This window comes from Alkalihalobacillus phoenicis, assembly GCF_047302405.1.
In the GTDB taxonomy this organism is placed as follows: Bacteria; Bacillota; Bacilli; order Bacillales; family Bacillaceae_D; genus Alkalihalobacillus.
On record NZ_CP154853.1, the window covers coordinates 3,760,954 to 3,786,611 of the forward strand.

The 25,658-nt window shown below is 37.4% G+C and carries 27 protein-coding genes; 7 read left to right on the forward strand and 20 right to left on the reverse strand.

Annotation, left to right across the window (positions count from 1 at the left end; all coding sequences use genetic code 11):
* Positions 1 to 77 precede the first annotated feature (77 nt).
* The 4 genes from AA0017_RS17605 to AA0017_RS17620 form a co-directional block, all read right to left on the reverse strand.
* The gene (locus tag AA0017_RS17605; RefSeq protein ID WP_413376577.1) at positions 78 to 1,316 is read right to left on the reverse strand and encodes a Bcr/CflA family efflux MFS transporter; all 1,239 of its coding nucleotides are present in this window, start codon (positions 1,314 to 1,316) and stop codon (positions 78 to 80) included.
* A gap of 281 nt (positions 1,317 to 1,597) precedes the next feature.
* Positions 1,598 to 1,852: a hypothetical protein gene (locus AA0017_RS17610; protein WP_413376579.1), complete on the reverse strand. Its 255-nt coding sequence runs from the start codon at positions 1,850 to 1,852 to the stop codon at positions 1,598 to 1,600.
* 180 nt (positions 1,853 to 2,032) lie between these two features.
* Positions 2,033 to 2,887 (reverse strand): class I SAM-dependent methyltransferase, encoded by an 855-nt coding sequence (locus AA0017_RS17615; RefSeq protein ID WP_413376581.1) that lies wholly within the window; start codon positions 2,885 to 2,887, stop codon positions 2,033 to 2,035.
* Between the two features lie 102 nt (positions 2,888 to 2,989).
* Positions 2,990 to 4,474 carry a DHA2 family efflux MFS transporter permease subunit gene (locus tag AA0017_RS17620; protein ID WP_413376583.1) on the reverse strand — a complete coding sequence of 495 codons (1,485 nt, stop codon included), beginning with the start codon at positions 4,472 to 4,474 and terminating at the stop codon, positions 2,990 to 2,992.
* A gap of 179 nt (positions 4,475 to 4,653) precedes the next feature.
* Here AA0017_RS17620 and AA0017_RS17625 point away from each other — a divergent pair, with 179 nt between their 5' ends.
* Positions 4,654 to 5,274, forward strand: a complete 621-nt coding sequence (locus tag AA0017_RS17625; RefSeq protein WP_413376585.1) for a TetR/AcrR family transcriptional regulator — start codon at positions 4,654 to 4,656, stop codon at positions 5,272 to 5,274.
* 209 nt (positions 5,275 to 5,483) lie between these two features.
* On the opposite strand, the gene AA0017_RS17630 is transcribed toward AA0017_RS17625, so the two are convergent.
* Together AA0017_RS17630 and AA0017_RS17635 are read right to left on the reverse strand one after the other, a co-directional pair.
* Positions 5,484 to 5,816 carry a GrpB family protein gene (locus AA0017_RS17630; protein WP_413376587.1) on the reverse strand — a complete coding sequence of 111 codons (333 nt, stop codon included), beginning with the start codon at positions 5,814 to 5,816 and terminating at the stop codon, positions 5,484 to 5,486.
* Positions 5,817 to 6,229: 413 nt separating this feature from the next.
* Positions 6,230 to 7,009, reverse strand: a complete 780-nt coding sequence (locus tag AA0017_RS17635) for a class I SAM-dependent methyltransferase (RefSeq protein WP_413382685.1) — start codon at positions 7,007 to 7,009, stop codon at positions 6,230 to 6,232.
* 127 nt (positions 7,010 to 7,136) lie between these two features.
* Between AA0017_RS17635 and AA0017_RS17640 the strand changes: the two genes are divergently transcribed.
* Positions 7,137 to 7,295, forward strand: a complete 159-nt coding sequence (locus AA0017_RS17640; RefSeq protein WP_413376589.1) for a hypothetical protein — start codon at positions 7,137 to 7,139, stop codon at positions 7,293 to 7,295.
* Positions 7,296 to 7,369: 74 nt separating this feature from the next.
* On the opposite strand, the gene AA0017_RS17645 is transcribed toward AA0017_RS17640, so the two are convergent.
* The 5 genes from AA0017_RS17645 to AA0017_RS17665 form a co-directional block, all read right to left on the reverse strand.
* On the reverse strand, positions 7,370 to 7,870 hold the full coding sequence (locus AA0017_RS17645) for an N-acetyltransferase family protein (RefSeq protein ID WP_413376590.1): 501 nt from the start codon (positions 7,868 to 7,870) through the stop codon (positions 7,370 to 7,372).
* Between the two features lie 131 nt (positions 7,871 to 8,001).
* Entirely contained in the window at positions 8,002 to 8,211 is a 210-nt protein-coding gene (locus AA0017_RS17650; protein ID WP_413376592.1) for a hypothetical protein, read from the reverse strand.
* A 131-nt stretch (positions 8,212 to 8,342) separates the two neighbouring features.
* Positions 8,343 to 8,588 (reverse strand): hypothetical protein, encoded by a 246-nt coding sequence (locus AA0017_RS17655; RefSeq protein ID WP_413376594.1) that lies wholly within the window; start codon positions 8,586 to 8,588, stop codon positions 8,343 to 8,345.
* Positions 8,589 to 9,461: 873 nt separating this feature from the next.
* Complete coding sequence (locus AA0017_RS17660; RefSeq protein WP_413376596.1) at positions 9,462 to 10,007, reverse strand: NADPH-dependent FMN reductase; 546 nt, start codon at positions 10,005 to 10,007, stop codon at positions 9,462 to 9,464.
* Between the two features lie 201 nt (positions 10,008 to 10,208).
* Positions 10,209 to 10,889 (reverse strand): hypothetical protein, encoded by a 681-nt coding sequence (locus AA0017_RS17665; RefSeq protein ID WP_413376598.1) that lies wholly within the window; start codon positions 10,887 to 10,889, stop codon positions 10,209 to 10,211.
* A gap of 675 nt (positions 10,890 to 11,564) precedes the next feature.
* Between AA0017_RS17665 and AA0017_RS17670 the strand changes: the two genes are divergently transcribed.
* Positions 11,565 to 12,893, forward strand: a complete 1,329-nt coding sequence (locus AA0017_RS17670) for a short-chain fatty acid transporter (protein WP_413376600.1) — start codon at positions 11,565 to 11,567, stop codon at positions 12,891 to 12,893.
* A gap of 45 nt (positions 12,894 to 12,938) precedes the next feature.
* Here the strand turns inward: AA0017_RS17670 and AA0017_RS17675 are convergent, their stop codons facing one another.
* Positions 12,939 to 13,838 carry a LysR family transcriptional regulator gene (locus AA0017_RS17675; protein WP_413376602.1) on the reverse strand — a complete coding sequence of 300 codons (900 nt, stop codon included), beginning with the start codon at positions 13,836 to 13,838 and terminating at the stop codon, positions 12,939 to 12,941.
* A 155-nt stretch (positions 13,839 to 13,993) separates the two neighbouring features.
* Here AA0017_RS17675 and AA0017_RS17680 point away from each other — a divergent pair, with 155 nt between their 5' ends.
* Genes AA0017_RS17680 through AA0017_RS17690 form a run of 3 tightly spaced genes read left to right on the forward strand, consistent with a single transcriptional unit; the run spans position 13,994 to position 16,571 of the window.
* Positions 13,994 to 14,701 carry a CoA transferase subunit A gene (locus tag AA0017_RS17680; protein ID WP_413376604.1) on the forward strand — a complete coding sequence of 236 codons (708 nt, stop codon included), beginning with the start codon at positions 13,994 to 13,996 and terminating at the stop codon, positions 14,699 to 14,701.
* A 17-nt stretch (positions 14,702 to 14,718) separates the two neighbouring features.
* A complete protein-coding gene (locus tag AA0017_RS17685; protein ID WP_413376606.1) occupies positions 14,719 to 15,381 on the forward strand; it encodes a 3-oxoacid CoA-transferase subunit B in 663 nt (220 codons plus the stop codon).
* On the forward strand, positions 15,381 to 16,571 hold the full coding sequence (locus AA0017_RS17690; protein WP_413376608.1) for an acetyl-CoA C-acetyltransferase: 1,191 nt from the start codon (positions 15,381 to 15,383) through the stop codon (positions 16,569 to 16,571). The genes AA0017_RS17685 and AA0017_RS17690 overlap by 1 nt, the downstream gene beginning before the upstream one ends.
* Before the next feature lie 117 nt (positions 16,572 to 16,688).
* Here AA0017_RS17690 and AA0017_RS17695 read toward each other — a convergent pair whose 3' ends face one another.
* The 6 genes from AA0017_RS17695 to AA0017_RS17720 all read right to left on the reverse strand — a co-directional run bounded on the left by AA0017_RS17695 (position 16,689) and on the right by AA0017_RS17720 (position 21,919).
* Positions 16,689 to 17,594: a glycerophosphodiester phosphodiesterase gene (locus AA0017_RS17695; RefSeq protein ID WP_413376610.1), complete on the reverse strand. Its 906-nt coding sequence runs from the start codon at positions 17,592 to 17,594 to the stop codon at positions 16,689 to 16,691.
* 208 nt (positions 17,595 to 17,802) lie between these two features.
* On the reverse strand, positions 17,803 to 18,600 hold the full coding sequence (locus AA0017_RS17700; RefSeq protein ID WP_413376612.1) for an alpha/beta fold hydrolase: 798 nt from the start codon (positions 18,598 to 18,600) through the stop codon (positions 17,803 to 17,805).
* A gap of 214 nt (positions 18,601 to 18,814) precedes the next feature.
* Positions 18,815 to 20,494 (reverse strand): ABC1 kinase family protein, encoded by a 1,680-nt coding sequence (locus tag AA0017_RS17705; RefSeq protein ID WP_413382688.1) that lies wholly within the window; start codon positions 20,492 to 20,494, stop codon positions 18,815 to 18,817.
* 49 nt (positions 20,495 to 20,543) lie between these two features.
* Positions 20,544 to 20,846: a phasin family protein gene (locus AA0017_RS17710; protein WP_413376614.1), complete on the reverse strand. Its 303-nt coding sequence runs from the start codon at positions 20,844 to 20,846 to the stop codon at positions 20,544 to 20,546.
* Between the two features lie 208 nt (positions 20,847 to 21,054).
* Positions 21,055 to 21,492, reverse strand: a complete 438-nt coding sequence (locus tag AA0017_RS17715; protein ID WP_413376615.1) for a DUF4279 domain-containing protein — start codon at positions 21,490 to 21,492, stop codon at positions 21,055 to 21,057.
* A 16-nt stretch (positions 21,493 to 21,508) separates the two neighbouring features.
* On the reverse strand, positions 21,509 to 21,919 hold the full coding sequence (locus AA0017_RS17720; protein ID WP_413376617.1) for a hypothetical protein: 411 nt from the start codon (positions 21,917 to 21,919) through the stop codon (positions 21,509 to 21,511).
* A gap of 263 nt (positions 21,920 to 22,182) precedes the next feature.
* On the opposite strand from AA0017_RS17720, the gene tnpB reads away from it, so the two are divergent.
* On the forward strand, positions 22,183 to 23,316 hold the full coding sequence (gene tnpB, locus AA0017_RS17725; protein ID WP_413376619.1) for an IS200/IS605 family element RNA-guided endonuclease TnpB: 1,134 nt from the start codon (positions 22,183 to 22,185) through the stop codon (positions 23,314 to 23,316).
* Positions 23,317 to 23,463: 147 nt separating this feature from the next.
* Here tnpB and AA0017_RS17730 read toward each other — a convergent pair whose 3' ends face one another.
* Both AA0017_RS17730 and chrA read right to left on the reverse strand, forming a co-directional pair.
* The gene (locus AA0017_RS17730; protein WP_413376621.1) at positions 23,464 to 24,222 is read right to left on the reverse strand and encodes a MerR family transcriptional regulator; all 759 of its coding nucleotides are present in this window, start codon (positions 24,220 to 24,222) and stop codon (positions 23,464 to 23,466) included.
* Positions 24,223 to 24,408: 186 nt separating this feature from the next.
* Complete coding sequence (gene chrA / locus AA0017_RS17735; RefSeq protein WP_413376623.1) at positions 24,409 to 25,590, reverse strand: chromate efflux transporter; 1,182 nt, start codon at positions 25,588 to 25,590, stop codon at positions 24,409 to 24,411.
* Positions 25,591 to 25,658 lie beyond the last annotated feature (68 nt).

The window sequence follows — 25,658 nt, forward strand, 5'->3', positions numbered from 1 at the left end:
AAAGGAAAGCCACTAGCTCGACTGAACTAGTGGCAAACACTTATACTAACAACTCATTTATTCAGAAAATCTGATGTTTACCCTTCCGCTACCGCTTTTTTATAATGACCTTCTTCTAATACGACTTCTTTTTTCGTCAATGTAAAGAAAATGATGCAGCCGATAAATGATGTCGTAAACATAATTGCCCCCATTGGAACGGCAGAGCTTTCATTAATTCCAACTAGTGGAGCCATCAGCGAACCAACAAATAAAGGCAACATTCCTACAACAGCACTCGCACTCCCGGCTCTATGACCTTGTGAACGCATCGCTAATGTAGTCGCACTTGTAATAATCATTCCAATTGAACCCATATAAACAAAAATTGAAAAAACAACCATCGCTAATGGACCTTGAACAATCGCTGTGAGAAAAAGCAGCGAATTCGCACATACAGCAATTAAGACTCCTACCCTTAACAAGCTTCTTTCATGAAATTTTTCACTTAATCGACCAATTGTAAAACTACCTGCAACAATTGCTAATCCATTAATCCCAAACAAAATGCTAAACACTTGAGGAGAAACACCATAAATACCTTGGTACACAAATGGAGTTCCTGCTACATAGGCAAAGCTTCCACCATGAATAATTCCTACTATTAATGCATAACCAATAAATGACCGGTCTCGCATTAAACTACCCATTGTTCGTAATGAATGTCCAATAGAACTCGGTTGCCTTCTTTCAGGTGGCAATGATTCTTTTAATTTCGTCGCCACAATAAAAACAATTACTAATCCTAAAACACTAAGGAAATAAAAGATCGTATGCCAAGTGGCAAATGGTAATAACAAAACCGCTCCCCCTGTCATCGGGGCAATCATTGGAGCTGTTGAATTAATAACCATTAATAAAGCAAAAAACTTCGTAAATTCACGCCCCGTAAACACATCACTCACAACCGCCCGAGAAAGCACGATCCCAGCTGATGCTGTTAATCCTTGTAATAAACGACCAATAATAAGAACGGTAATATTAGGTGCAAGAGCACAAACTAACGATGCAACAGAAAACAATGTCAATGAAATTAAGAGTGGTTTTCGGCGTCCAACAGAATCACTTATCGGACCAATAATGACTTGTCCAACTGCTAACCCAATTAAAAATGTTGTTAAACTAAACTGAACTAAAGATGCACTAGCTCCTAAATCTGCTCCTATTTCAGGAAAGCTCGGTAAATACATATCAATATTAAAAGGACCTAATATTGCAAGAGAACTTAAAATAAACGCTAAAGCAATTCGCTTTTTCCCTGTTGGATTTTGTATCATCTCACTAACTCCTCCTTACGTGATAAACTTACTAGCTCAAGCTAGTTTTGACCAAAACAAAAAGGGCTCAAAAATCTCGCCCACAAAATCATCCACAAATTGTACGACCTGTTAAATGAATATTCCTATTATAGATCGTTTCCCCCAAAATAGCTTTATTTTTCTCCTCCTATTTACCATATACCATTTCGATAAAACTTCCCCTCATTAGTTAAAAGAATCCCTTATAATCACAAATAACCCTTGAACCATCAAAGTGGCTCAAGGGTCTATTCTAATGATTAGTTACGATAATAATCATTCATACGCTCTCGATCAATACCTCTTCTCGAGTTCCCACGGAACCCTTGAGGATCAACACCTTCATTTATTTCCTCTTCACCTAAGTTATCATCTAAGCCATCCTCAATATAAGGATCTTCTGTTGGTACTTCTTCATCCAACATTGGATCATTAGGCTCGTTGACATTCCCACAACCTGTAAGCATACCAAGAGCTAATGCAGCTGAAACCACACCTAATACCATTTTTTTCATTTTTCTCACCTACCTCTCCAATGGACTGTACACAAAGTATGCCCTTGAAAAAAACAAGTCATGTGATGAAAAAATTGGTCAAAGATGTTTCAAAAATTCTCTTTTCAAAAAGAATGTTCTATATAAAATCGGGAAAGATAATATTCTTCTTACGATTCAGTAAACCATTCAAATTACAAATTAAATACTTCGAGCTGTAAAGGCATAAGTAGATAAAGGTTTAACCGTTTGCTCCTTTTTAACCTTCTTTAACAAGGATATTTGCATTAATAAAACTTGCTTCATTTTATCGGGCATCTCTTTGATTAAATTCAACCCTTCATCTGCATCATTTAAAACTTGTGACACTTCCCAGCCACCATCCTGTAATAACGGCGAAGAAATAACTGTTTCCTTATCTAATGACCAACCTGATTGAATGATTGCATTCTGAATATTTTCTTGTGTAAATACAGTACGTACATTTGCGGTACTTTTTTCTTTAAACACTTCCGTTTGTGCCTGTATAAGCACAGCCAACAAGTGTGGGTATTGTTCTAATGTTAATAATTCAGGGTTCCATTCTGCGAAACAAAGTTTTTTGCCCCAGCTACCTACTTTTTTGAATAAGTTAACCAATTCTTGCTGTGAAGATAAGTACCAAGAGCAGTGCGAGAATACGATACAATCAAACATATTTTCCGGGAAATGAACATCATTCGCCAAAATATCATAATCAAATTCGACCTGAATCGGCTTTCCTAATGACGATTTTTGCAAAATACCAATCGCTTCACCTAATGTCAAAGGTCCACCATAATCAGCAGATGCTTTATCAATGCCATAAACATAGCCACTTTCTCCAACAAGATAAGACAACACTGCTGTTGTATCTCCTTGCCCACAACCAATTTCTAATACTTTATTTCCTTTTTCGATTCCCCAGAATTGAGCCAGTTTTAATCTATGCTCTGTTTGTATTCTTTGAATTTCCTTATATTCTTCGGAAAGGGCCAGACTATCGACTATCTTCTCAACATCCATTCTTCTTAACATATCTACCTCCGATTTTAATTTTAGGTTAATTTCCTTTTATTCAACTGGAAAAAGCTCCTCATTTCAAAAAAATTGAGGAACTTTCACATTTTGCTCATCATCCTATAAACTTTTGATGACTTGTTTCTCAGGATCATCTTCTTCAGATGGCTGTGCTCTTTTTATAAAGAAAGAAAGAAGTAAGGTGAACCCAAGGATAATCGTCGAAACAAAAAAGGCAAAATTAATCCCTTCTAGCTGCGATAAAATAGCAATTTGTTGAACCATTTCAGCACTTGTGTTGTTTGACGTCAGTTCTTCCGTCAATCGCTCGGCTGAAAAATTTGAGCGTGTTTGCATGACCGTAACTAATAACGCAGAACCAATCGCTGCCGAAACCTGATTTAAGGTGCTATTCATAGCTGTTCCGTGTGGATTCAACCTACTTGGAAGCTGATTTAAGCCGTTGGTCATAACCGGCATCATCACCATCGACATTCCAAACATTCGTAATGTAAATATCACCACTAAAGTAGAATAAGGAATTTCTAACGTTAAATTACTAAAAATATAATTCGATACGAGCGTAATCGATAAGCCTGTTATCGTTAAAACTTTAGCTCCAAACTTATCAAACAGTCTTCCTGTAATTGGGGACATAATCCCCATTACAATGGCTCCTGGCAGCATTAATAACCCTGCTTCTAATGGCGTAAAACCACGAATGATCTGTAAGTAAATCGGCATTAAAAGCATTCCCGAAAAAAGGGCTAAATTCATCGTAATGGAAATAGCTGATGAAAGTGAAAACATCGGATATTGATAGACTCGAAAATCAAGCATTGGTTTTTCTAACTTAAACTGCCTTAAAATATAAATGATTAAAGCAATAAATCCAACTCCTAATGTGAGTAGGACAACTAAATCAGACCAACCCCTATCTCCCGCTGAACTAAATCCATAAAGAATTCCACCAAAGCCTAGCGTCGATAAAATCACAGAAAAGACATCAATCTTGATTTCCATTTGGTCATTTTTCTCTTTGATTTTAAAGGCTGCCACAATTAAAACTAAAAACGCAATAGGAGAAATAATATGAAATAATATCGGCCAATCATAATGTTGAATTAAATAACCAGAAAGTGTTGGACCTATTGCTGGTGCAAAAATCATCACTAATCCAAAAACACCCATCGCCTGTCCTCTTTTTTCAATCGGGAAGCTAGATAACATAACATTCATAAGGAGAGGCATCATAATCGCAGCCCCTGATGCTTGTATCATTCTCCCAGCTAATAAGAAGGCAAAACTAGGGGAAAATCCACCAACAAGTGTACCTGCCGTAAAAAGAATCATCGCAGCTAAAAATAATTTTTTCGTTGAGAATCTTTGGATTAAAAAAGCCGTAATCGGTATTAATACACCGTTTACTAGCATATATCCTGTCGTGACCCATTGAACGGTCGACGGTGAAATTTGAAACTGTTCCATAATTGTAGGTAAAGCTATATTTAACAATGTATTCGCTAAAAAAGCGACAAAGGCCCCCGCTAATAATACGACGATAAGCGTATAATCGGGTTTAATCACATCATTTTGTTGTTGCATCTCTACTCCCCATTTCTAAATCAGCAATTATCAACACCGTGTTCGATAATGCCTCCATTGACCATTATAGTCCTCTCGATTTATAATTCAATAAACAAAAAGGGTAAGATTGTTACTTTCTCAACATAAGATTAGCTTCTGTTCAATAATTAAAATATTTTTCAAAGGATGTTTTCGAATTGGATAGACCCAAAACAGATCGTCGGATTATCCGTACCAAGAAAATGATACGAGATGCCTTAACCAAGCTCATCCTGAAAAAAGGATTTGAAGGATTAACGGTAAGAGATATTACTGAGCTAGCGAATATCAACAGAGGAACGTTTTATTTACACTATCGAGACAAATACGATCTTCTCGAAAAATGTGAAATGGAAATTATCGAAGAGTTAAAAAAGATACGTATCCAAACCTTTTTAAGTCAAAAGGATTTCCGCAAAAATAGACAATTAATGAACCAGCCTTCTCCTTACATGGTCAAACTACTTGAGTGTGTCAAAGAGCATTCCGAATTAATGACGGTATTGCTTGGCCCTAAAGGTGATCCCAGTTTTCACGTAAAGCTAAAAAAAGAAATGATGGAGAATATGGAAAGGTTGATTAAGGAACATCGTGCCTCCCTTCCAGCAACAGTCCCCATCGATTACATAAGTGCCATTTCGATCTCATCCCAGCTAGGGGTCATCCAACATTGGCTCGACACAGGTATGAAACAATCTCCTATTGAAGTGGCAACCTATATGAGAAAATTCGTCTTCGGCAATGTATATTCAGACGAACAGAATAAAAAGTCCGATTAGAACGAACAGCCACTGTAAACGAATGGTCATACGGCCATTCGTTTATTTTTACTTCAATCTCTCATCATTGATTCGATACTCTAGCTCAAACCAATTCGAATAAGGTAAAACTTGCTTTTTCGTAAGGCCATTTTTAATTCACCATACTGATTCGCCAATTTTGGATGAGCCTTCAGATAACTTTTAAAAGCTAAATGTTCCCTAATTCGCTAATTTCCAGTTTCATAAATATGAATATGATGTGTTCTTGTATTGCCACAGCCTTTAGAAAAATACCTTCTACCAGAAATCCCGTTCTCTCCTTTGACTAAATAACCATTTTGTTGCATCACTTGATTTTTTTGTTCGACATTATTGATATCTTTTACTTCAATTAAAATGTCAATAATCGGCTTTGCATATAAAATCGCCGCAACGGAAGTACTACCGATATGAAAAATCTCAATGATTTCTTTGTTAAAAATCTCCTTTAATAGTTGCTCTTCCTCCAAGTAAGCCTGCTTCCATTCTAATCTGTACGGTTGAATATTAGTTTTTCGCATCAAAGTCATTTCTCCTATAGCTGCTTAATCGCTTTCCTTAATTTTTGAACATGATTATGGTTTTGTTCCGACTGGATAAGTATTTTTAGCAAAATCTAGCTCAGCCCCTGTCAAAGCTAACTCTAAATAAAACCGATCATCCATTTGCATTCGATTCGCTCCCCATACTTTAACTATTAAAAGGCACTACTCGTATCACCATTATTTTATTTCGTAAATCTAAATATTATGTTAAACACTCCCCTTATATGGATCACTTTTCCTTGTTTAGTACTAATAATTAGATAGAAAGTATTCCTAAACAAGTCAAAGACATCAGGAGAAGTACGGGTTAATCAAATGTTTAATTAAACTAAACTAAAGTTGATGCTCTCCATCAAAGTCATACTTCTCTTTTTACATAATTAAAGATGTTATTCCTTTTGTGCCTTCCAAATCGTCCAGCGATCCTTCTCGACAATCACTTCACCTGAAGGAAATACTTCATCAAGATGCGAAACTAACTCCTGAAGCTGTGCGTCCGTTAAATCGTGTAAAATACTTCTTCCTGTTCTCTCACGGATATCATTCAAAAGCTGTTCCTTGTCCTTGTATTCTTCCCGGACTTCCCATAGTTGGACTTCTGTGTTCTTGGAAAAACCGGCCTGTTTTAATGCAGATATAACTTGTTCATTTGTATATCTTCTTGCACTTTCTTTTTCAATTAGATGAGGAAATAATTCAAAAAAGTAGCCTCTTATATGTTCTTTACTTCCAGGCAGGAGACAATCTTCTGGGGTTCGGTCTTGTATTAAATAATGTCCTTCTCTTCGTAAAATACGAAATCCCTCACTAAAACAAGCATTTAAATCATCGAGATGATGAATTAGTGCCCGTTCTAATAATAAATCAGCAGAATCGGTTTCAATTTGAGAATCGTAAGCCGTTCCTTTTTGAAAAGAGACATTGTTATAATCCTGCAAGTTTTCCTTTGCTGCTTCAATCATTACTTCGGAAAAGTCAATACCGATAACTGATTGAACCCCCATCTCTAATAAAGCCTTCGTATAAATCCCGCCACCACAACCGATATCAATTGCTCGCTCCACTTTAGTGATAGGAACGAGTTGCTGAAACGACTTTAACCAACTTTGATCTGCCTTTCTAGTCATATAGGAACTTCGATTTTTCTGATCATGAAAATTCATTCCGATAAGGCATCACTCCTAAAATCTGTATAATTTCATCTTAGCATAATGAATAATAATGTATCTAACGAAACCTTCCCTACCGTTAACACGTAAACAAGTTTCAATTATTTTTCTGAATGGAGGAACTTAAATGGAATTTGCTTTATTTGGCATCTTTAGTCTACTTTTATCCTTAGCTGTCCCTGTTTTTGTTGTCGTTGTGACCGTTTTAGTACTTAAATCATTTAAAGAACGGAATGAGCTCTTAAGAGACATTCGTGATGAGTTACGAAATAAAAAGAGTTATTAATATCCTACATTTTCCGCAACGACTCCTTTGGAGACAAAAGGACCGTCTCATCGCGTATTACCAGCTGGGACGGTTTAATAGTTGATTCTTTTTCTACGTTCAACCAAAATCGTATCTCGCCAAATGCCATCAAGTTGAGCGATTTTTTCTCTACGGCCCACAATCCTAAAACCGAACTTTTTATGCAAAAGTATACTTGTTTCATTTTCAGGGAAAATACTAGCCTGTAATGTCCAAACTCCTTGGGCTTCACTACCCTTTATCAAACTATTCATTAACTGACTTCCAATCCCTTTATTTGTATATTTTTTCGAAATATAAATACTAACCTCTGCCACACCACGATAAACAGGCCGACTCGAAATGGGCGTTAGTGCACACCAGCCAACTACTTTTCCATCTACCACTGCAACAAGTCGTCCGACGTGATGGTGGGTTTCGTCCCAAATGTCCCAACAAGGTGCTTCTGTTTGAAAAGTCGCATTTCGGGTAGCTAGACCTTCTATATATATTTCACGGACTTGCTCCCAATTAGACTTCTCCAATTTTTTAATAGTGATATCTGTTGGGCTCATCTACCTTTCCCCCTCTCTTTTAATAACCTATACTTCATGTTAATTTCTCTTTTTTGTTTCTAACACCGCTAACAGAATAGAAAAAAATCGCTCATTTGTTTCCACTATCCATAAATATAGCACCCTTTCATTCATGTCCGTTTCCGAAAAAAGCTACTTGTCAAAAGTAAAACCATACCAATGATGAGAGTTGGATACGTTAGTGGCTGAAACAACTCAGGCACTTCCGGAAATACTTTTAACCTTACAAATAATGCCCCTATAAAAAGGATAAACCCGCCCCAAACAAGTAATCTTCCGACGATCGTTAAATGGTTCATTTTCACTTGGCCTCTTTCCATAACATTAAAAATCTCCTTAAAAATCAAGGAAATGCTCGATTAATTAAACGTTTGTTTAAAGTTTTTGAACAAAGTTTGAGTGAAATTATTTAACTAGCTTTATTATCGCTTAAATCCTTCTCTCAGAAGAGTTACTTAATTGTAACTTCAATCGGTTCAACCTCAATATCATTAATATAATAATCTTTACCATTAACTTTAAAATGAGGATCAAAAATCATTTGATATGTCCCCCCTTCTCCTGCTTCCAATTCAGTCTCCTGTTTAAATTGGTAACCTTGATTGATTATTCGAAAATGTTCATCCTCTGTATAAGCATATTCATAAGCATTCCCATCAAAATAAATGCGAATTGGCCCATTATAACTGAGCTCCACTTCTTCTTCACCCAAATAAGTCAAACTTGTTTCTACAACAAATTGTTGCCCTTCCGCTACCAGAGTTGGCGTTACGATTTCAATGAGAAAATAATCTCCCTACAACTTGTGTTAATGGCCTTAAGTCCTCTTCCATGCTCTTTGCTTGGTTTTGGCAACCCATTAATAAAATACACAAAAGCAATATCGATTTTATTTTCATCACTTCTCACTCCAAGCAATTTATCTACATAATACTTTCAGCTAGTCCAACTCCTCCATATTCATTTATTCGATACAATCATCCACATCCCTCCTCCATTTCATTAACCCCCATTAATTAAACAGCAACTAAAACTTCACAGCTTAAAGAAAAATAACCCTACCAATGTGAGAGGCCACTGAAAAACGGTCTATTTGTTAAAATATAGTTACATTAGTTAGCCGACTCCTCGAGCTGCATGCCCTACGCGTTCCGCGGGTGAACCGGGAGCCTCCGCGCTCATCGCTGCGGGGTCTCCCGTATTTCACTATTCCCGCAGGAGTCTCCGGGCATTCCGCTCGCTCCGTTTTGGATCATAAAAAACAGTTTGCTCCTATGAATGACTTTTCACATAAAAACCTAATAACTTTTGATTTTTTTAAAGAAAATGCTGGTGTTGAGACTTTTTCAGTGGCCACCCAATGTGATAGGATTTTTAAATAGAGATCACAGTTATCCGTATAAATAGAAATAGTTGCTCTCTCTATTTAACAGGCTAACTACCATATAATTTCTCATCATTTAGGATATAATAAAAATACCTACCCAAAAAAGGACAGAGCCTCTTTATTACTGAAGCCCTGTCCTTCCCTTTTTAAGCATTAAATGAATCAGCCATCGACACTTATTCTTTATAAATAATGCTTTTCCATCCACTGAATGAAATTCTCTACGGCAGCATCTATAAATTGAATGGTTTGCACATCGACTAACTTACCTGCAACATCAAATTTTTCATGAGCCGCTCCAACAAACACATCACTACCTTGCAAAACAGGCGAAGAAATTCCACGCGAAAACATAATATCACGCAAATGCAATTGAGCTCTTACCGTTCCAAGATTCCCTGTTGCTGCCCCCATTAACCAAGAAGGTTTTCCAACCATCACCTGGTCCACTCTCGATAACCAATCAATCGCATTTCCTAGTACTCCAGGAATCGTACCATTATATTCTGGCGTCACCCAAATAACAGCATCCGCTTCTTTTACCTTTTGTTTAAACGTAACGACAGCTAATGGTGGTTCCTTTTCAACATCCTGGTTATAAAATGGCAACTCATCCAAAGTGAGCACTTCCAAATTAAACTTTTCGACGTAACGTTCTTTAATATGTTCTGCCAATTTTCTGTTAAAGGATTCTTGGCGAAGACTTCCAACAATAGCCACAACTTTCATATTAACTATCCCTCCGTGTCATAAACTTGTTAAATGATACGACTCTTATTATGAGCAATCTTTTAGCAAATGAAAAGTAATAAAGCTCATAGGCTCACCTTTTTCAACTTAAGAAAGCCCTCATATCGAATGCTGCTTTCATTCAATTACAAAAGCTCTTCCTTTAAATCACGAAACCTTTCTGCAAGCTCATCATTGATATCAGATGGCCACTTGGAGATCATCTAATTGCTTCAGAATTTCTTTCGCTTTCGCTAGCTCACTCAACTCATTAAGAACATCGACTTGCAATACCTTTCCTCTAATAACTAATTCTGGAGAAAGCTCCTCGCCATGTCTTTTAAAAGCAGCTTCTAATAAATTCCTTGCCGCTCGAAAATCTTCCTTAGAGTAGGCTAAACGATACGCTTGTTTATATAGTTTTTCAAATTTCGATAAATGCTTAACCCGCTCCTCTTCCGTTTCCATCAGAGTTGCCGAATCTCCTTTTGCTTCGCAGATAATAATATAGTTCCCATTCGGGTCCGTTATGTTGAACCGCCAATCTTCTACCGTTTCATTTAAGCGTGAGATACGTGGAATTCCTTTTGATGGAATTTTCCCGTAATGTTGCTTTAAGTTCGCTCTTAATTCATGATAAACCTCACGAACATTCGGTACAACAATACTACAGCCACCAACATTGATCGTCTCTTTTTTCTTATTAGCACCATAAAAACCAAACTCCGCTATTGAATGTACGACAGAGGCAAATCGATATGGGACCTTTTGATAATACGTAATTTCAAACCCAAGTGCTGTATAAAACTCTAAATGCTGATCAAATTGTTCATAATCACAATCAAAAAGTGGAATCGTTCGATTTTGATTTAAATGCTCCATCCTTAAAGTCACCCTTTCAATCGATCGTCTTTTATTATTACTTTCTACCTTTAGATTACATCATTCATGCAAATGATGAGGTTGAGTCATCCACTAGAGCATTTATTGAACATTATCCGTCATATACTTTAAGATTATTGATTAATGTTTTTAAACAAATAACCAAAAGGAAATTTCTATATAATTAAAACGTTCAAAAGTCTATTAATCACTTCTTTCTAAATTTAGTTACAGTCATCTAACAAGGTTGGTCATTAACTTCCAACAAGAAGCATGTTTATTTATAAAAATATTTTTCATTGTATTTCCTACTAAAACCATAAAAACACCATGTCCAGAAAAAGAAAATTTCATTATATAAATATATTCAAAACAATTTAATGACCCTTTTTACAAACATAGTTAAACTCTTAAGATTAGTTAATAATAATATTTTCATCTCTTATCAAAGAGAAATTTTATTATTTTAAAATACAAAAAGAACAACTTATTTATCTTCTTTCACCCGATCAACTCTTTTTCTTTTTTTATAAATTCACTTATTGACATCTTTAAAACCTATGATATAAATAAAAATTATAAGTTCAGAAAGCGTTTTCATAATTTGTTTGTTATTTATATCCGCAGTCTTTTTTTCATTTCGAAATTATAAAAAATTATAAGAGGTGATTTTTAATGTTCGGTGGGTTGATAAGGTTTTTCGATCGAATGGTTCAACGCTATTTACCTGATGCCTTTATTTTTGCCTTGTTATTAACTTTTATCGTCTTTATTCTTGGTATCTTTATGACAGAAAGTACTCCTGTCGATATGGTTAATCATTGGGGATCGGGTTTTTGGGATTTATTAGCCTTTACGATGCAAATGGCTCTTATCGTTATCACAGGATATATACTTGCAAGCTCTAAAATTGTTACTAACTTGCTAGGCAGGCTCGCTTTAGTAGCGAACACACCGGGACAAGCAATCGTACTCGTAACTATCGTGGCATCAGTAGCTTGCTTAATAAACTATGGTTTTGGTCTTGTGATTGGAGCATTATTTGCTAAACATGTTGTGAAACAAGTTCCAACGGTAGATTATCGTTTACTCGTTGCTTCCGCTTACAGTGGTTTTCTTGTCTGGCATGGTGGTTTGTCCGCTTCAATCCCATTAACCATCGCTACAGACAATCATTTTTTATTTGACACAATCGGTTCCATTCCAGTTACTCAAACATTATTAACTCCTTATAATATCTTTATCGTCGTCACTTTAATTGCAACTTTGCCAATCATCAACTATTTTTCATTAAAATCAATTAAAGACAAAACGATTATTGATCCAGCTTTCTTAGAAGCAAACAATAAAAATGAGGGTGCGGCTACATCTGATGTACCTTTAACACCGGCAGAGCGTGTAGAAAACAGCCAAATTCTCTCTTTTCTAGTTGGCGGATTTGGTCTAATCTACATCATTTTTCACTTTGCTTCAAATGGGCTCGATTTAAATATCAATATTGTTAATTTCACTATGTTATTTTTAGGGATTCTATTTCATCGTACGCCAAAAAGATTTTTGAATGCGGTTACCCAAGGGGTCAAAAATGCAGGTGGAATCATTATTCAATTCCCATTTTATGCAGGTATAATGGCGATGATGGGTGCCTCTGGCTTATCTGCACAAATTGCTACTTGGTTTGTTAACATTTCAACCGAGACAACTTTACCTATTTTAACTTTTATTAGTGCAGGTATTATCAATTTCTTTGTCCCATCAGGTGGAGGACAGTGGGCAGTTCAAGGACCCATTATGATTCCTGCTGCACTTGAACTAGGTGCCGATACGGCAAAGATTGCAATGGCCGTTGCGTGGGGAGACGCTTGGACAAATATGATTCAACCATTCTGGGCCTTACCGATTTTAGCAATTGCTGGATTAAAAGTACGTGACATTATGGGCTTTTGTTTGATCCTTTTATTCTGGGCCTTTATCCCAATCACAATTGGTTTGTTATTCTTTTAATCTAAAAAAACAGTACAGAGCTTTAACGAAGCTTTGTACTGTTTTTTAAGAATTTTGTTGTTGATTCTTAAGGGAAACTGACACAAATTCCATCCATGTCTTCATAGTCGAAAATAAATAACTATCTTTTCGCCTAATTAACGCTAAATTCCACTCAATAACGGGCTCAATTAAATCAACAGCTGTACAATCATAAAGATGAACATGCTCACAAATTGTTTCCGGTAGCACACATATTCCATTTCCTACTGAAACCATCTTAATCATAAAATCCCACTGACTACTCTCTTGCACGACAATCGGTTCAAACCCAGCTTTAATACAGGCATCACGAACTCGATCATAAAGGGTAAACCCCCGACTAAACATGAGAAATTCCTCATCTTTTAAATCCTTTAATTTCACCGCCTTTTGCAAAGCAAAACGATGATGTTTTGGCAAAACAAGCTTTAATTTCCGCTCAATAATCGGCTGTACTTCAAACTTTTCTTTATCAAGTGGAAGTATCGCTACCCCCACATCCAGTTGACCATCAAGTAACTTTTGTTCCACGATTCTTGATCCTTCTTCCACAATCTCTAACTCAATTCCTGGATACGCCTTACGAAATTGAGCTATGACACTCGGAAAAAAACTAGAACCAATTACAGGTGGCAGACCAAATTTCACGTGACCTGTTGTTGCTTGATGCTGTTCAGAAGCAACCTTCATAAAATCCTCCATTTTTAGTAGAAGCCTTTTAGCATAAGGAATAATAGCCTTTCCCTCGTCCGTAATATATAAATGCCTTGTAGAGCGATCGAATAATTTAATTCCTAGTTCGTCCTCCATACTTTGAATGATTTTGCTTAAAGCAGATTGCGAGAGATGTAGTTTTTGGCTAGCCCTTGAAAAACTGAGCTGGCTACAAACCTCTAGGAAACAACGCACTTGTTTAATATCCATAAGGTCATCACCTTTCATTTATTCCAAATAAGAATGATAGTTATAATATTTATTCATTTTACTAATAGTCTGACATTTAGTAAAGTAGATACAAAGAAAACGCTTTCAATATAACTTATAATCTTTGAATTTTTTAAAATAAGGGAGTGTAAAGTATGAGCTCAAAACGTGCAGAATCAATGGAAGATCTCATCTCTGTTATTAAAGATGGCGATACGATTATCGCGGGCGGCTTCGGTTTATGCGGAATTCCGGAAAAAGCCATTTTAGCTTTAGCAGATAGCGGTGTAAAAGACTTAACGTTTGTTAGCAACAACTGTGGAGTTGATGATTGGGGTTTAGGATTATTACTGGCAAATCGTCAAATCAAAAAGATGGTCGCCTCTTATGTAGGTGAGAATAAATTATTCGAGACACAATTTTTGAACGGTGAACTTGAGGTAGAACTCGTTCCACAAGGTACATTGGCGGAACGAATTCGTGCTGGTGGTGCAGGAATCCCAGGCTTCTATACTCCAACTGGTGTCGGTACAAAAGTCGCGGAAGGAAAAGAAATAAAGGAGTTTGACGGAAAAGCCTATGTGTTAGAACGAGCCATCACTGGCGATGTAGCCTTTGTAAAAGCCTGGAAAGGTGACCCATTCGGTAATCTCATTTACCGCAAAACAGCGAGAAACTTTAATCCATTAGCAGCAGCTGCAGGAAAAGTGACGATTGCAGAAGTCGAAGAAATCGTCGAAGCTGGGCAACTTGATCCAAATTTCATTCACACTCCTGGCATCTATGTACAACACATCGTAGAAGGCGATCAATATGAGAAACGAATTGAAAGAAAAACAACTCGTCAAAAACAAACGAATTAACATAAGGGGGAATGGAGATGTTAACAGCTCGTCAACGTATCATTCAACGTGCTGCCAAAGAAATTGAGGATGGCATGTATGTCAACTTAGGAATTGGTATGCCTACACTTTTAGCTAATGAAATCCCAGACACAAAAACCGTTTTCTTGCAATCTGAAAATGGCCTACTCGGTATTGGACCTTATCCGTATGAAGGAGAGGAAGATCCAGACCTAATCAATGCCGGAAAAGAAACCGTTACAGCGATGACCGGTGCCTCGTATTTTGATAATGCTGAATCATTCGCAATGATTCGCGGCGGGCATATTGACCTCGCCATTCTTGGGGGAATGGAAGTTTCCGAGACTGGTGATTTAGCAAACTGGATGATCCCAGGAAAAATGGTCAAAGGCATGGGCGGAGCGATGGATTTAGTCCAAGGTGCCAAACGAGTAATTGTCATTATGGATCACGTTAATAAAGCTGGAGAAGCAAAAGTCAAAAAAGAATGCGACCTCCCCTTAACAGGAACTCAAGTCGTCAGCCGTCTCATTACCGACCGAGCTGTATTTGATTTTACAGATAACGGAATGGTCTTAACAGAAATCCTTAGCGACGAAACGGTCGAGGAAATTCGAGCCATTACCGAAGCTAACTTTACCGTAGCCGATCATTTAGTGAATGAAGGAGTGGCAGAATAATGGCAGAAAATGTTGTCCTCATTCAGCCCGTCAGAACACCGATTGGTAGCTTTTCTGGCTCATTAAAAAACGTATCCGCAGTTGACTTAGGAGCACTCGTTTTAAAAGAGTCCATTAACCGTGCTAATTTAAACGTTGAAGAAATCGATGAAGTCATCATGGGAAACGTTCTTCAAGCAGGTCTAGGGCAAAATCCGGCTCGACTTGCGGCCCTAAAAGCAGGTATTCCTGAATCCGTATCAGCCATGACGATTAACAAAGTATGTGGTTCTGGTTTAAAAGCGATCCACTTAGCCACACAGGCAATTATAGCAGGAGATGCGGAAGTCGTTTTAGCAGGTGGAATGGAAAATATGAGCCAGGCTCCTTATTTAAGTATGAATGCGAGATCTGGTTTACGAATGGGTAATCAACAACTGATTGATAGTATGGTTCACGACGGATTATCATGTGGAATTAATGACATTCATATGGGAATAACCGCTGAAAATTTAGTAGAAAAATATGAGTTAACGCGCGAACAATTAGACGATTTCTCTGTGCAAAGTCATCAAAGGGCAGCGACCGCCCATTCCGCTGGAGTTTTTGATGCTGAAATTGTTCCAGTCACGATCCCACAACGAAAAGGTGACCCTATTTTCGTTTCAACTGATGAACATATTAAACCGCAAACGACTTTGGAAAGTCTCGGAAAGCTCCGCCCTGCCTTCAAACGTGATGGAGGCTGCGTGACAGCGGGGAATGCTTCTGGCATTAATGACGGAGCTGCTTGTATGATTGTTATGAGTGAGTCAAAAGCAAAAGCACTTGGACTTAAACCTTTTGCCCGTATTCTTAGTAATGCAAGCAGTGGTGTTGATCCGAAAATTATGGGTATCGGACCAGTTCCCGCAACTAAAAAGGCACTAGAAAAAGCGAAATTAACCATTGAAGACCTGGATTTAATCGAAGCAAATGAAGCGTTCGCTGCTCAATCTCTATCAGTACAAAAAGAATTACAATTTGACCCAAATAAATTAAATGTAAATGGTGGAGCGATTGCTTTAGGCCATCCAATCGGTGCTAGTGGCGCTCGTATCCTCGTCACCCTTTTACATGAAATGCAACGAAGACAAAGTAACGTTGGCCTCGCGACTTTATGTATTGGCGGCGGTCAAGGTGTAGCAACGATTGTAGAAAGAGTTCAATAAAAGCTCTCAAATTTTAGCAAAAATCACTTCTTTATCTAATGACTTAACAAAAAGTAGGTGTATGGCTATGAGCACCTTCACCTACTTTTTTGAATGAACAGCAGAATCATTACTGTATTATCTCTTTTTATGTTCTTTAATCACTTCTCTAAACACATCCGGATAATCGGTAAAAAGTCCATTCACACCCCAGTCTAATGCTCTTTCCATCGCCTCTCTCGTATTGACCGTATAAGGGTGGATATACAAGTTATGCGAATGTACTTTTTGTACATATTCCTCTGTAATTCTTGTAAAGCTAGGCCCGACACCAATCGCATACTCTTTTATTGCTTCTAACTGGGCATCTGCCCCCTCATCTAAAACTGGCTGGCTCAGAAGTTGAACCAATGGCAAATTCGGATTCATCTCATGGATGTTTATTAAACTTTCAGGGATAAACGATTGAATCATCACCTTACTTGAACGACCATTCACACCTGCTAAGTTATATTTATCTAAAAGTCTAAGTAGCTCGGCTTCCATCCCCGGATAAAGCTCAGGCGACTTCGTTTCAATATAATATAATGAGGAACGTCCAAACTTTCGAAACACTTCTTCAAGAGTTGGAACCTTTAAACCGACATATTTACTCTTCGCTTTTTCTGGATTCCTTTCATTAAACCAAGAACCTGCATCTAGTTCTTTGATCTCCTCTAGTGTCATATCTGCGACTGCACCGGAACCGTTTGTCGTACGATCAACGTTCGTATCATGCATCGCAATTAAAACGCCATCCTTAGTCATCTGAAGATCAATTTCAATATAATCGGCTTTCATTTTTTCCCCCATCTCATAAGCAACCAATGTATGCTCAGGGGCATAACCAGAAGCACCACGATGGGCAACATTAAGAATTTTTGAAGCTGGTACCGGGTAGAGGGACTCATCCTTTTTTTGTGCAGAAGCACTAGGTGCCAAACCTGAAACAACCAATCCGATACTTAATGCGACAATTACCATTCTTTTTAAACTCTTTTTCATACACTACTCATCTCCCTTTGATTTTTCTTTACGTTCCAAAGTGATAATATGAAGCAGCTTACGTTTTTTATATTACCTAAAAGAGTTTAAACATCCTACTCTCTCTTTGTTAAGAAATGGTAAATAAACATTAACACAACTTAGACCTAAGTATTTTTTAATACTAAAGAAATAAGCCCACCTTAAATAGGTGAGCCTGTTTTTGTTCTCATGTTTCCTTATCAAGTTTTGAACCGTTTGATTGGTGAGAAACAAATTGATGAATAACATCATTTAATTTAAGTGCAGCTTTCGTTGGAAGTTGATGCTTTTCATTTTCTAAAAAAACTAATTGATTATGAGGAATCTTTTTATGCAAAAGCCTGGCATACCGATGAAAAGATTTGTCTTTTGTACCGTAGACAAGCAAAACTGGCAAATCAATTTTAGGCAGCATCCTCGTACAATTATAGCGTAAACTATAACGGTAATATTGTTGAATATTTTCAACTTCTCCCCGTGATGCTTCTTTAAACAAACGAAAAAATGCTTGTCGTTTATCCGCATTTCCCCATGTGATGGCCAAATTCAAAAAAGGAACTCTTTTCTTTTCTGCTAGTTTGACGGCAAAGGTTATTCTCTCTTTTAAATAAAAATCCCGCACTTCCGACATACCACTAATAATAATGCCACCCAACGCCCGATTAGGTTTTGTCAATAAATACTCCAAAACGATAGAACCACCCGTTGAATATCCACAAATAAATGCTTTTTCTATATCTAAATGATCTAAAATTTTCAGCATATCTTCGACAATAAGCGGGTAGGTGATCTCCTCTTTTGAATAGCCGCTTCTTCCATGACCTCTAATATCAAAAGTTATCACTTTAAACGATTGCGATAACCCTTCTAATTGGTACATAAAATTGGCACTCGTCAGAAGCGGTGGATGGATAAAAACGAGCGGAATTCCTGTACCCTTTACGGAATAATACAAAGTAGTATCTTCTATTTCTAAAATAGGCATGTTACAAACCACCTCAATGACTTTCAAATTACAGATAGTATGTAACTGAACAACGATTATCATTCTTAATTTGTCATCTAGGTTGAACTACAGGTTATTGATTATATATTCTTTTAACATGAATGAATCATCCTAAGAGTATCAAGCAACTTATAAAAAAGATGCTACAAAGATTCCCCTCTCTAGCATCTCGTCTCGTTTTACCATTCTTCTGCTAAAAGCGACCTGACTTAAAAATCGAAAAGATGAGCCAAACGAACATCAGCATCGCAATCACAAATCCAACTTCAATAGCTGGTATGTCCCAAAGCAAAGAGGATTGACTACTAATAGCCGAACCAATCAGAAGACCAACCATAATAATACTAAATGAAAGCAACACAATCGCAAACGATAAACGGTTACTCACTCGGTCAAGTTTATTTAAAAACATTTCCGCTTTTGGAAATGCCACTTCAATCGGAACCTTCCCCTTTTTCAGCATGGCCGTCACATCTTTTATATGCTTCGGTGCTTCGGTAAATAGCTCCCAGTACTCAGTCCAATGATTAAAGGAGTCCTTAACAAGATTATCAGGTCGATATCGTTCAATAATTAATTTCCGTCCGAATGGCTCAGCAATATCGATAATACTTATGTCTGGATCAAGTCTTTCCACTAATCCTTCCATGGTGAGAAGTGCTTTTCCAACTAAGGTTAAATTAGAAGGGATTTTAATTTCATGATGGTGGGCAACAGAAAATAAATCGGTCACTGCCTCACCAAGACTAACCTGACTTAACGGAATATCATAGTACTTATCTCGCAGAAGCTCGACATCCGCATTTAACAATTCAATATCAACAGAATCTGGAACAATCCCCATTCGCATGATCGCTTTAATAATCCCAGCGGTACTTTGATTCATCATAGCAATGATTAATGAGGCAAGATTTGACTTCATATGTGGCGTTAACCGCCCGACCATTCCAAAGTCCATTAGGACGACAACATCCCCAGGCAAGGCTGTTACATTTCCAGGATGTGGATCACCATGGAAGAATCCATCAATAAGAATTTGTTGCATAACGGACTCAACAATTCTTTCTGCAATTAATTTTGTATTAAATCCTTGCTTGTGTAATTGCTCAAGATCAAGTAAATTCTTTCCTTGAACATACTCCATTGTCAAAACTTTTTTTGTCGTATAATCCCAATACACATTCGGAATACGAATATAGTCGACATCATTAAATTGTTTCGCAATTCTTCCCGCATTTCTTCCTTCAAAATAATAATCTAGCTCAGCTAAAAGAGCGGTAGAGAATTCCTTAATAATATCACTTACTTGGTATTGAGCGGCCCATTCAAGTCTATGTTCAGCTATTTCAGCAATATCCTGCAAAATCTCTAAATCTGTCCTAACCATCTTTTCGATATTTGGACGTTGAACTTTGATCGCGACCTTTTCACCTGACTTTAATTCTGCATAATGTACTTGCCCAATCGAGACAGAACCAAGTGGCTCTTCATGAAACTCAGTAAAGAGCTCTTCCATCTCCATTTCGAGTTCTTCTTCAATGATTTCCTTTACTTCGGAATATGAAAATGGGGTTACATGATCTTGAAGTTTTTCTAATTCCTTGACAATATCGACTGGAATGAGATCAGGACGCGTACTAGCAATTTGCCCAAGCTTAACATAAGTAGGACCAAGTTCTTCTAAAAAATAACGGATTCGCTCACCAGTTGTTTTAGTCTGCACTTCTTTCCGATCTTTGGTAAACATCCTTTTCGGTAATGACAAAAACTCATGTAATCCTAATTCTTTTACTAAATAGCCAAATCCATTGCGGGAGAAGGCGACGGCAATTTCTCGATAACGATGTATGTGGCGAAACCGTCTCTCAAAAATACGAATCCCTCCCTTAATTAATTATCCAGTCATTCATATAGCTGTTCGTTTATTCTTTATTTTTTAATTGAAGTTCTAACTGTATAATTCGCTGTTCTAACTTTTCTACTTCATCCTTTGTGGCCACATTCCACTCACTTAACATCTTTTTCATCTGTTCCTGTAGCTTTTTATCGAACAGCTCCTGCTTTTCTCCACCTTTTTCAATGACCGTATTCATAAATTCCTTCGATTCCTGCTTCGTTAGTTCACCTTTTTTAACAAGTTCATCAAAAACTTTTTCCGCCTGTTCCTTACTTGCGACTGCCAAACCAAACCCTAAAGCCATTCCTTTTTTAATAGCGTCTCTCATAACAATCAGCCCTCCTCAATGATTTGTATTAGTTTTATCATTCCTTACAAAGATACAAAGTAAACTCAGTTCAGCAAAAATTCACGATTCTGACTTATACTTGACCGAATTTACGACTGTCTTTCAATAAAAAAACCTCCCAGCTAGGTGACTTTTCATCTGCCATGGAGGATACACATCTTTAAAGTTTAGATACAGATTTGTTCATTTAGAACAAATCTTCTTGATCTTCTTTGTATGGATACGCGTAAAGGTCAACATCAATTTCTAGCTGAAGCTCTGCCGCAAATTGAATGACCTCCTTCGTAAAAAAAAGAGCTGGTGTCTGACCTTCTAAAATATTCAAAACGATAGTAATTCCTGCTTCGATGGAATAATCATTTATAATCGCCGTTAGCTCCTCTTTTTTCATTTGTAATGGCGAGATAATTTGAGCAAATTGATTTTCAATATCAACTGTTTCTTGATAATCTGTTCCATACTTCCAGGCTGTTTCGATTCTTGTATGATAAATTGGATAGTACCGAATGACATCACCCTTACGATACGATTCGGTCGGTATAATTCCCAACCTCCTCGTCACCTCTTCAACCGGAAAGGAATCTCCCGCCAACCAAAAGTAAACCATCGCATTAGACTTCTCCAACTAATTATCCTCTCCTTTACTCTTTTACCAATAACTTGTTAGCTCCCGATAAAACAAAATAATGCAAAACAGACACTGCTCCTGCGATTAGAATCAAAGTCATCCAACTAGCAACTCCAACACTATCAAGTAATAATAAGAAACCAATCGCAAATAAAAAACCGCCAACTAAATGTATAATGGTTCTCGCTTGGCGTTTAATGGGCTCAATTTTCTTTAACTGTCGATCAAAAAAGTAAATAATAAGAGCTACGGCCGTGAAAATGAGGATACTTGATTGCAAATTGAAATACACTAAATCTAAAAAACTCCAGTAATCGCCACCTTCTTCTTGCCGAGAAACAGGTATGTAATGTATAAACGCAACCACAGTAGAAAATAAAATAGATGAAAGCATAATCGTTATCATTCTTGCTAAAATTGCCATATGTATGTTTCACACTCCTTCATTACTATATTACAACAATATTCAAAATATAAAAACAATGACAACACACAAAAAAAGTGACCGATTACCGATCACTTTTTACTCTTTATTTACCTACTTTCCGACAGAAGACTCCATCCTCAATCGTTGTATGTAGAGTAGCCCAACGATACGTGGGAGATGAATGTCGGTTAGTGGTAGCCAAAACGCTCCTTTTAATGATAAGATAAGAACAAACGTTCTGTTATTAAGGGGTGAAAGCCATGCTAGTCAACAAAGCCTTTAAGTTTCGTATCTATCCAAGCAAAGAACAAGAAACCTTGATTGTCAAAACCATTGGCTGTTCTCGTTTTGTATTCAATCACTTTCTAGCAGAGTGGAATCATACGCACAAAGAAACAGGGAAAGGATTAACCTATCAGGCTTGTTCTTCTCAATTACCACAGCTAAAGAAAAAATGGACGTGGTTAAAAGAAGTGGACAGCATTGCGATTCAGTCCTCCCTTAAAAACCTTGCGGATGCCTACTCACGATTTTTCCAAAAGCAAAATCAAGCACCACGTTTTAAATCAAAGAATAACCCTGTTCAATCTTATACCACGAAACACACGAATGGGAATATAGCTATCGTTGACCACAAAATCAAGTTACCTAAACTTGGACTAGTGAAGTTTGCTAAAAGTCGTGAGGTAGAAGGTCGTATTCTGAACGCGACCATTAGACGAAATCCAAGCGGGAAATACTTTGTCTCGATTCTTGCAGAAGTAGAAGTCGAACCCATGAAGAAAACGAAAACATCGATTGGCCTAGACTTAGGCATCACGGACTTTGCGATTCTTTCGGATGGTCGCAAGGTGGACAATCATCAGTTCACATCCAAAATGGAAAAGAAACTGAAACGGGAACAGCGAAAACTTTCAAGACGTGCGTTACGTGCAAAAAAGAAGGGTGTCCAACTTTTGGATGCGAAAAATTATCAGAAACAAAAGGTAAAAGTTGCTAGATTACATGAAAGAGTCCTGAACCAGCGTGACGATTTCCTGAACAAACTCAGTACAGAAATCATCAAAAACCACGATATTGTCTGTATAGAAGATTTGAATACGAAAGGAATGTTACGCAATCATAAATTGGCTAAGTCCATCTCTGATGTCTCATGGTCTGCTTTTGTCACGAAATTAGAATACAAAGCGAAATGGTCCGACAAAACGATCATGAAAGTAAGTAGGTGGTTTCCATCTAGTCAGATCTGTTCGTGTTGCGGACATCAAGAGGGCAAGAAGTCTCTTGAAATAAGAGTCTGGACTTGTCCTGCGTGCCATCAACATCACGACAGAGATATAAATGCCAGTCGAAATCTATTAGCTGAAGGTTTACGAATACTCGCTTCAGCTTAAACGAGTCTAAAGAACCGTAGGAATCTACGGGGATAGCTTGGTCCATAAGAGAAACCTCTGTTGGCAAAGAAATACGCTGGCAAGTACGCTCTGTTCCCAAGAATCTCCCACTTCAATCCGACCGAAAATTGGATTAATGGGGGTAGTTCAATTTGCATATTTAACAATCGCATCACGTAATAACTCGACCACTTGTTCTTTTGCTCTGCTATTATAATATTCTGCAAAACGCTCATCGGCAACATACGTTTCCGCTAAGCCAACATGGGCTTCCGTTGAATACTCTGGCCACGAATAACTCAACCATTCTTTATGTTTTTCATAAACCGTTTTTGCATCAGCCGATTCTAAGACGTTTGTTTTGGCTAAACGAACTAATGCTTCAAACATCTCACCCTCCACTTTTTGCATGTTCTCAAAATCCCCTTCCTTCATATTCATCCACTTCTGATTGGAAGCTTCGATTGATTGTTTACCGTACTTTTCTCTAATTTCTTTGCCATAACTTTTTTCATTTTCAGCTAATTTATCCTGCTTAAACGCTTCAAATTTCTCTTGATCGCTCATTTTAATCTCTCCTTTATGGTGACGTATCGATTTTGCCACTGTCGTCAACAGATGATCAATCTGTGCTCTCTTTTGTAGCAATTCTTCATAATGAGAGCGGAGGGCAACCTGAACATCAAAGTCAGGTTTCGCAAGCATGGTCTGAATGTCCTCTAGTTTCATATCAATTGAACGATAAAAGAGAATTTGCTGCAGCTGATCAATCTCTTTTTCCCCGTAAATACGATAACCCGATGAATTAATTCTTGCTGGTTTTAATAAATTAATTTCGTCGTAATAACGCAGCGTTCGTGTACTAACACCTGACATTTCCGCGACCTTTTTTATCGTATATTCCATGCATTCACCTCCTGATAATTTCATCATAAAGCTTTACGTAACGTGAAGGTCAAGAACGATTATTTATTTTATCACCAAATTAAATAAGTTAATTTTTCACATCAATTCACGTTTTAAATAAACGTTTAATTAAAAGCCAGTTTAAAGAAGCCAGTCACTTTTTTTCAATAAAGTAACTGACTTCTATTAGGCTAAAGCTGCTAAAATGGTACCTCCTATCACTCCTGTCAGAACGATAACCCATGGAGGTAATTTCATATAAACAAGCATACTGAATAAGATAGCGGCAAATGCAAAATCAACCGAAGATAGAATCGCACTTGTCCAAATCGGCTCATAAAAGGCCGAGATAATAATGCCGACAACCGCTGCATTTACCCCTAATAATGCCGCGTTGACTTTTTTATGTTGCCTTAAGACATTCCAAAATGGTAAACAACCTAGTATAAGAAGAAAGGCTGGTGTAAAAATCGCTATCGTTGCGACTACACCACCTGACCATCCAGAAATGGTCGCCCCAATGTATGCAGCAAATGTAAATAGCGGACCAGGTACAGCTTGTGTCGCTCCATACCCTGCTAAAAATTCTTGCTCACTAATCATACCAGTCGGAACAAACTCTCGCTCTAATAGTGGTAGAACAACATGTCCCCCACCAAAAACTAATGATCCCGCTCGGTAAAAACTATCTATCATTGCTAACCAATTCGATTGAATAAGGTAACTCGCAATCGGTAAACCAACGAGTAAACCGAAAAATAACGAAAGACAAATGATACCGAATCTTTTTGAAAGAGGAAATATTAATTCTCCTCCAGGTTTTTCTACGGTCTTCCCTTTGTACAGCCAATACCCGACGACAGCTGCTCCAAAAATGGCCCCAACTTGAGCCAGAGCACTTGGGATTAACAAAGTGAATAGAAGAGCAAAAAGAGCAATCAATTTTCGCTTAACGTCAGGTGTTAAGTTTTGAGCCATCCCAATGATCGCATGGGCAACAACAACGACGGCTACAATTTTGAGACCGTGGATAAAACCAAAATCAGCAACACCAGCTTGCTGAGCAAATAGTGCAAACAAGATTAAAGCGAACACAGAAGGAAAAGTAAACCCTAAAAAAGAGATAAACCCTCCAATAACTCCGGCTCGCATCACACCAATTCCAATCCCAACTTGGCTACTAGCAGGACCAGGTAAAAACTGACACAACGCCACTAAATCAGCGTAATCCTTTTCACTCAGCCACTTTCTTCTTCTCACATATTCTTGATGAAAATAACTTAGATGGGCGACTGGCCCTCCAAATGAGGTCAAACCAAGTCTCATCGATATGATAAATACCTCTATCAATTTTTGAAAAAAATTCATTAGATACCTCGATTCATTATAACGAGTCGTTTCAATTATAAATTATCACATATTAATAGGAATTTGAA

Bases quoted from the DNA above. Each gene is read 5' to 3' on its own strand.
- AA0017_RS17605 (WP_413376577.1), bottom strand. From the start codon at position 1,316: ATGATACAAAATCCAACAGGGAAAAAGCGAATTGCTTTAGCGTTTATT.
- AA0017_RS17610 (WP_413376579.1), bottom strand. From the start codon at position 1,852: ATGAAAAAAATGGTATTAGGTGTGGTTTCAGCTGCATTAGCTCTTGGT.
- AA0017_RS17615 (WP_413376581.1), bottom strand. From the start codon at position 2,887: ATGTTAAGAAGAATGGATGTTGAGAAGATAGTCGATAGTCTGGCCCTT.
- AA0017_RS17620 (WP_413376583.1), bottom strand. From the start codon at position 4,474: ATGCAACAACAAAATGATGTGATTAAACCCGATTATACGCTTATCGTC.
- AA0017_RS17630 (WP_413376587.1), bottom strand. From the start codon at position 5,816: ATGCGAAAAACTAATATTCAACCGTACAGATTAGAATGGAAGCAGGCT.
- AA0017_RS17640 (WP_413376589.1), top strand. From the start codon at position 7,137: ATGGAATTTGCTTTATTTGGCATCTTTAGTCTACTTTTATCCTTAGCT.
- AA0017_RS17645 (WP_413376590.1), bottom strand. From the start codon at position 7,870: ATGAGCCCAACAGATATCACTATTAAAAAATTGGAGAAGTCTAATTGG.
- AA0017_RS17650 (WP_413376592.1), bottom strand. From the start codon at position 8,211: ATGGAAAGAGGCCAAGTGAAAATGAACCATTTAACGATCGTCGGAAGA.
- AA0017_RS17660 (WP_413376596.1), bottom strand. From the start codon at position 10,007: ATGAAAGTTGTGGCTATTGTTGGAAGTCTTCGCCAAGAATCCTTTAAC.
- AA0017_RS17665 (WP_413376598.1), bottom strand. From the start codon at position 10,889: ATGGAGCATTTAAATCAAAATCGAACGATTCCACTTTTTGATTGTGAT.
- AA0017_RS17670 (WP_413376600.1), top strand. From the start codon at position 11,565: ATGTTCGGTGGGTTGATAAGGTTTTTCGATCGAATGGTTCAACGCTAT.
- AA0017_RS17675 (WP_413376602.1), bottom strand. From the start codon at position 13,838: ATGGATATTAAACAAGTGCGTTGTTTCCTAGAGGTTTGTAGCCAGCTC.
- AA0017_RS17680 (WP_413376604.1), top strand. From the start codon at position 13,994: ATGAGCTCAAAACGTGCAGAATCAATGGAAGATCTCATCTCTGTTATT.
- AA0017_RS17685 (WP_413376606.1), top strand. From the start codon at position 14,719: ATGTTAACAGCTCGTCAACGTATCATTCAACGTGCTGCCAAAGAAATT.
- AA0017_RS17690 (WP_413376608.1), top strand. From the start codon at position 15,381: ATGGCAGAAAATGTTGTCCTCATTCAGCCCGTCAGAACACCGATTGGT.
- AA0017_RS17695 (WP_413376610.1), bottom strand. From the start codon at position 17,594: ATGAAAAAGAGTTTAAAAAGAATGGTAATTGTCGCATTAAGTATCGGA.
- AA0017_RS17700 (WP_413376612.1), bottom strand. From the start codon at position 18,600: ATGCCTATTTTAGAAATAGAAGATACTACTTTGTATTATTCCGTAAAG.
- AA0017_RS17710 (WP_413376614.1), bottom strand. From the start codon at position 20,846: ATGAGAGACGCTATTAAAAAAGGAATGGCTTTAGGGTTTGGTTTGGCA.
- AA0017_RS17720 (WP_413376617.1), bottom strand. From the start codon at position 21,919: ATGGCAATTTTAGCAAGAATGATAACGATTATGCTTTCATCTATTTTA.
- tnpB (WP_413376619.1), top strand. From the start codon at position 22,183: ATGCTAGTCAACAAAGCCTTTAAGTTTCGTATCTATCCAAGCAAAGAA.
- AA0017_RS17730 (WP_413376621.1), bottom strand. From the start codon at position 24,222: ATGGAATATACGATAAAAAAGGTCGCGGAAATGTCAGGTGTTAGTACA.
- chrA (WP_413376623.1), bottom strand. From the start codon at position 25,590: ATGAATTTTTTTCAAAAATTGATAGAGGTATTTATCATATCGATGAGA.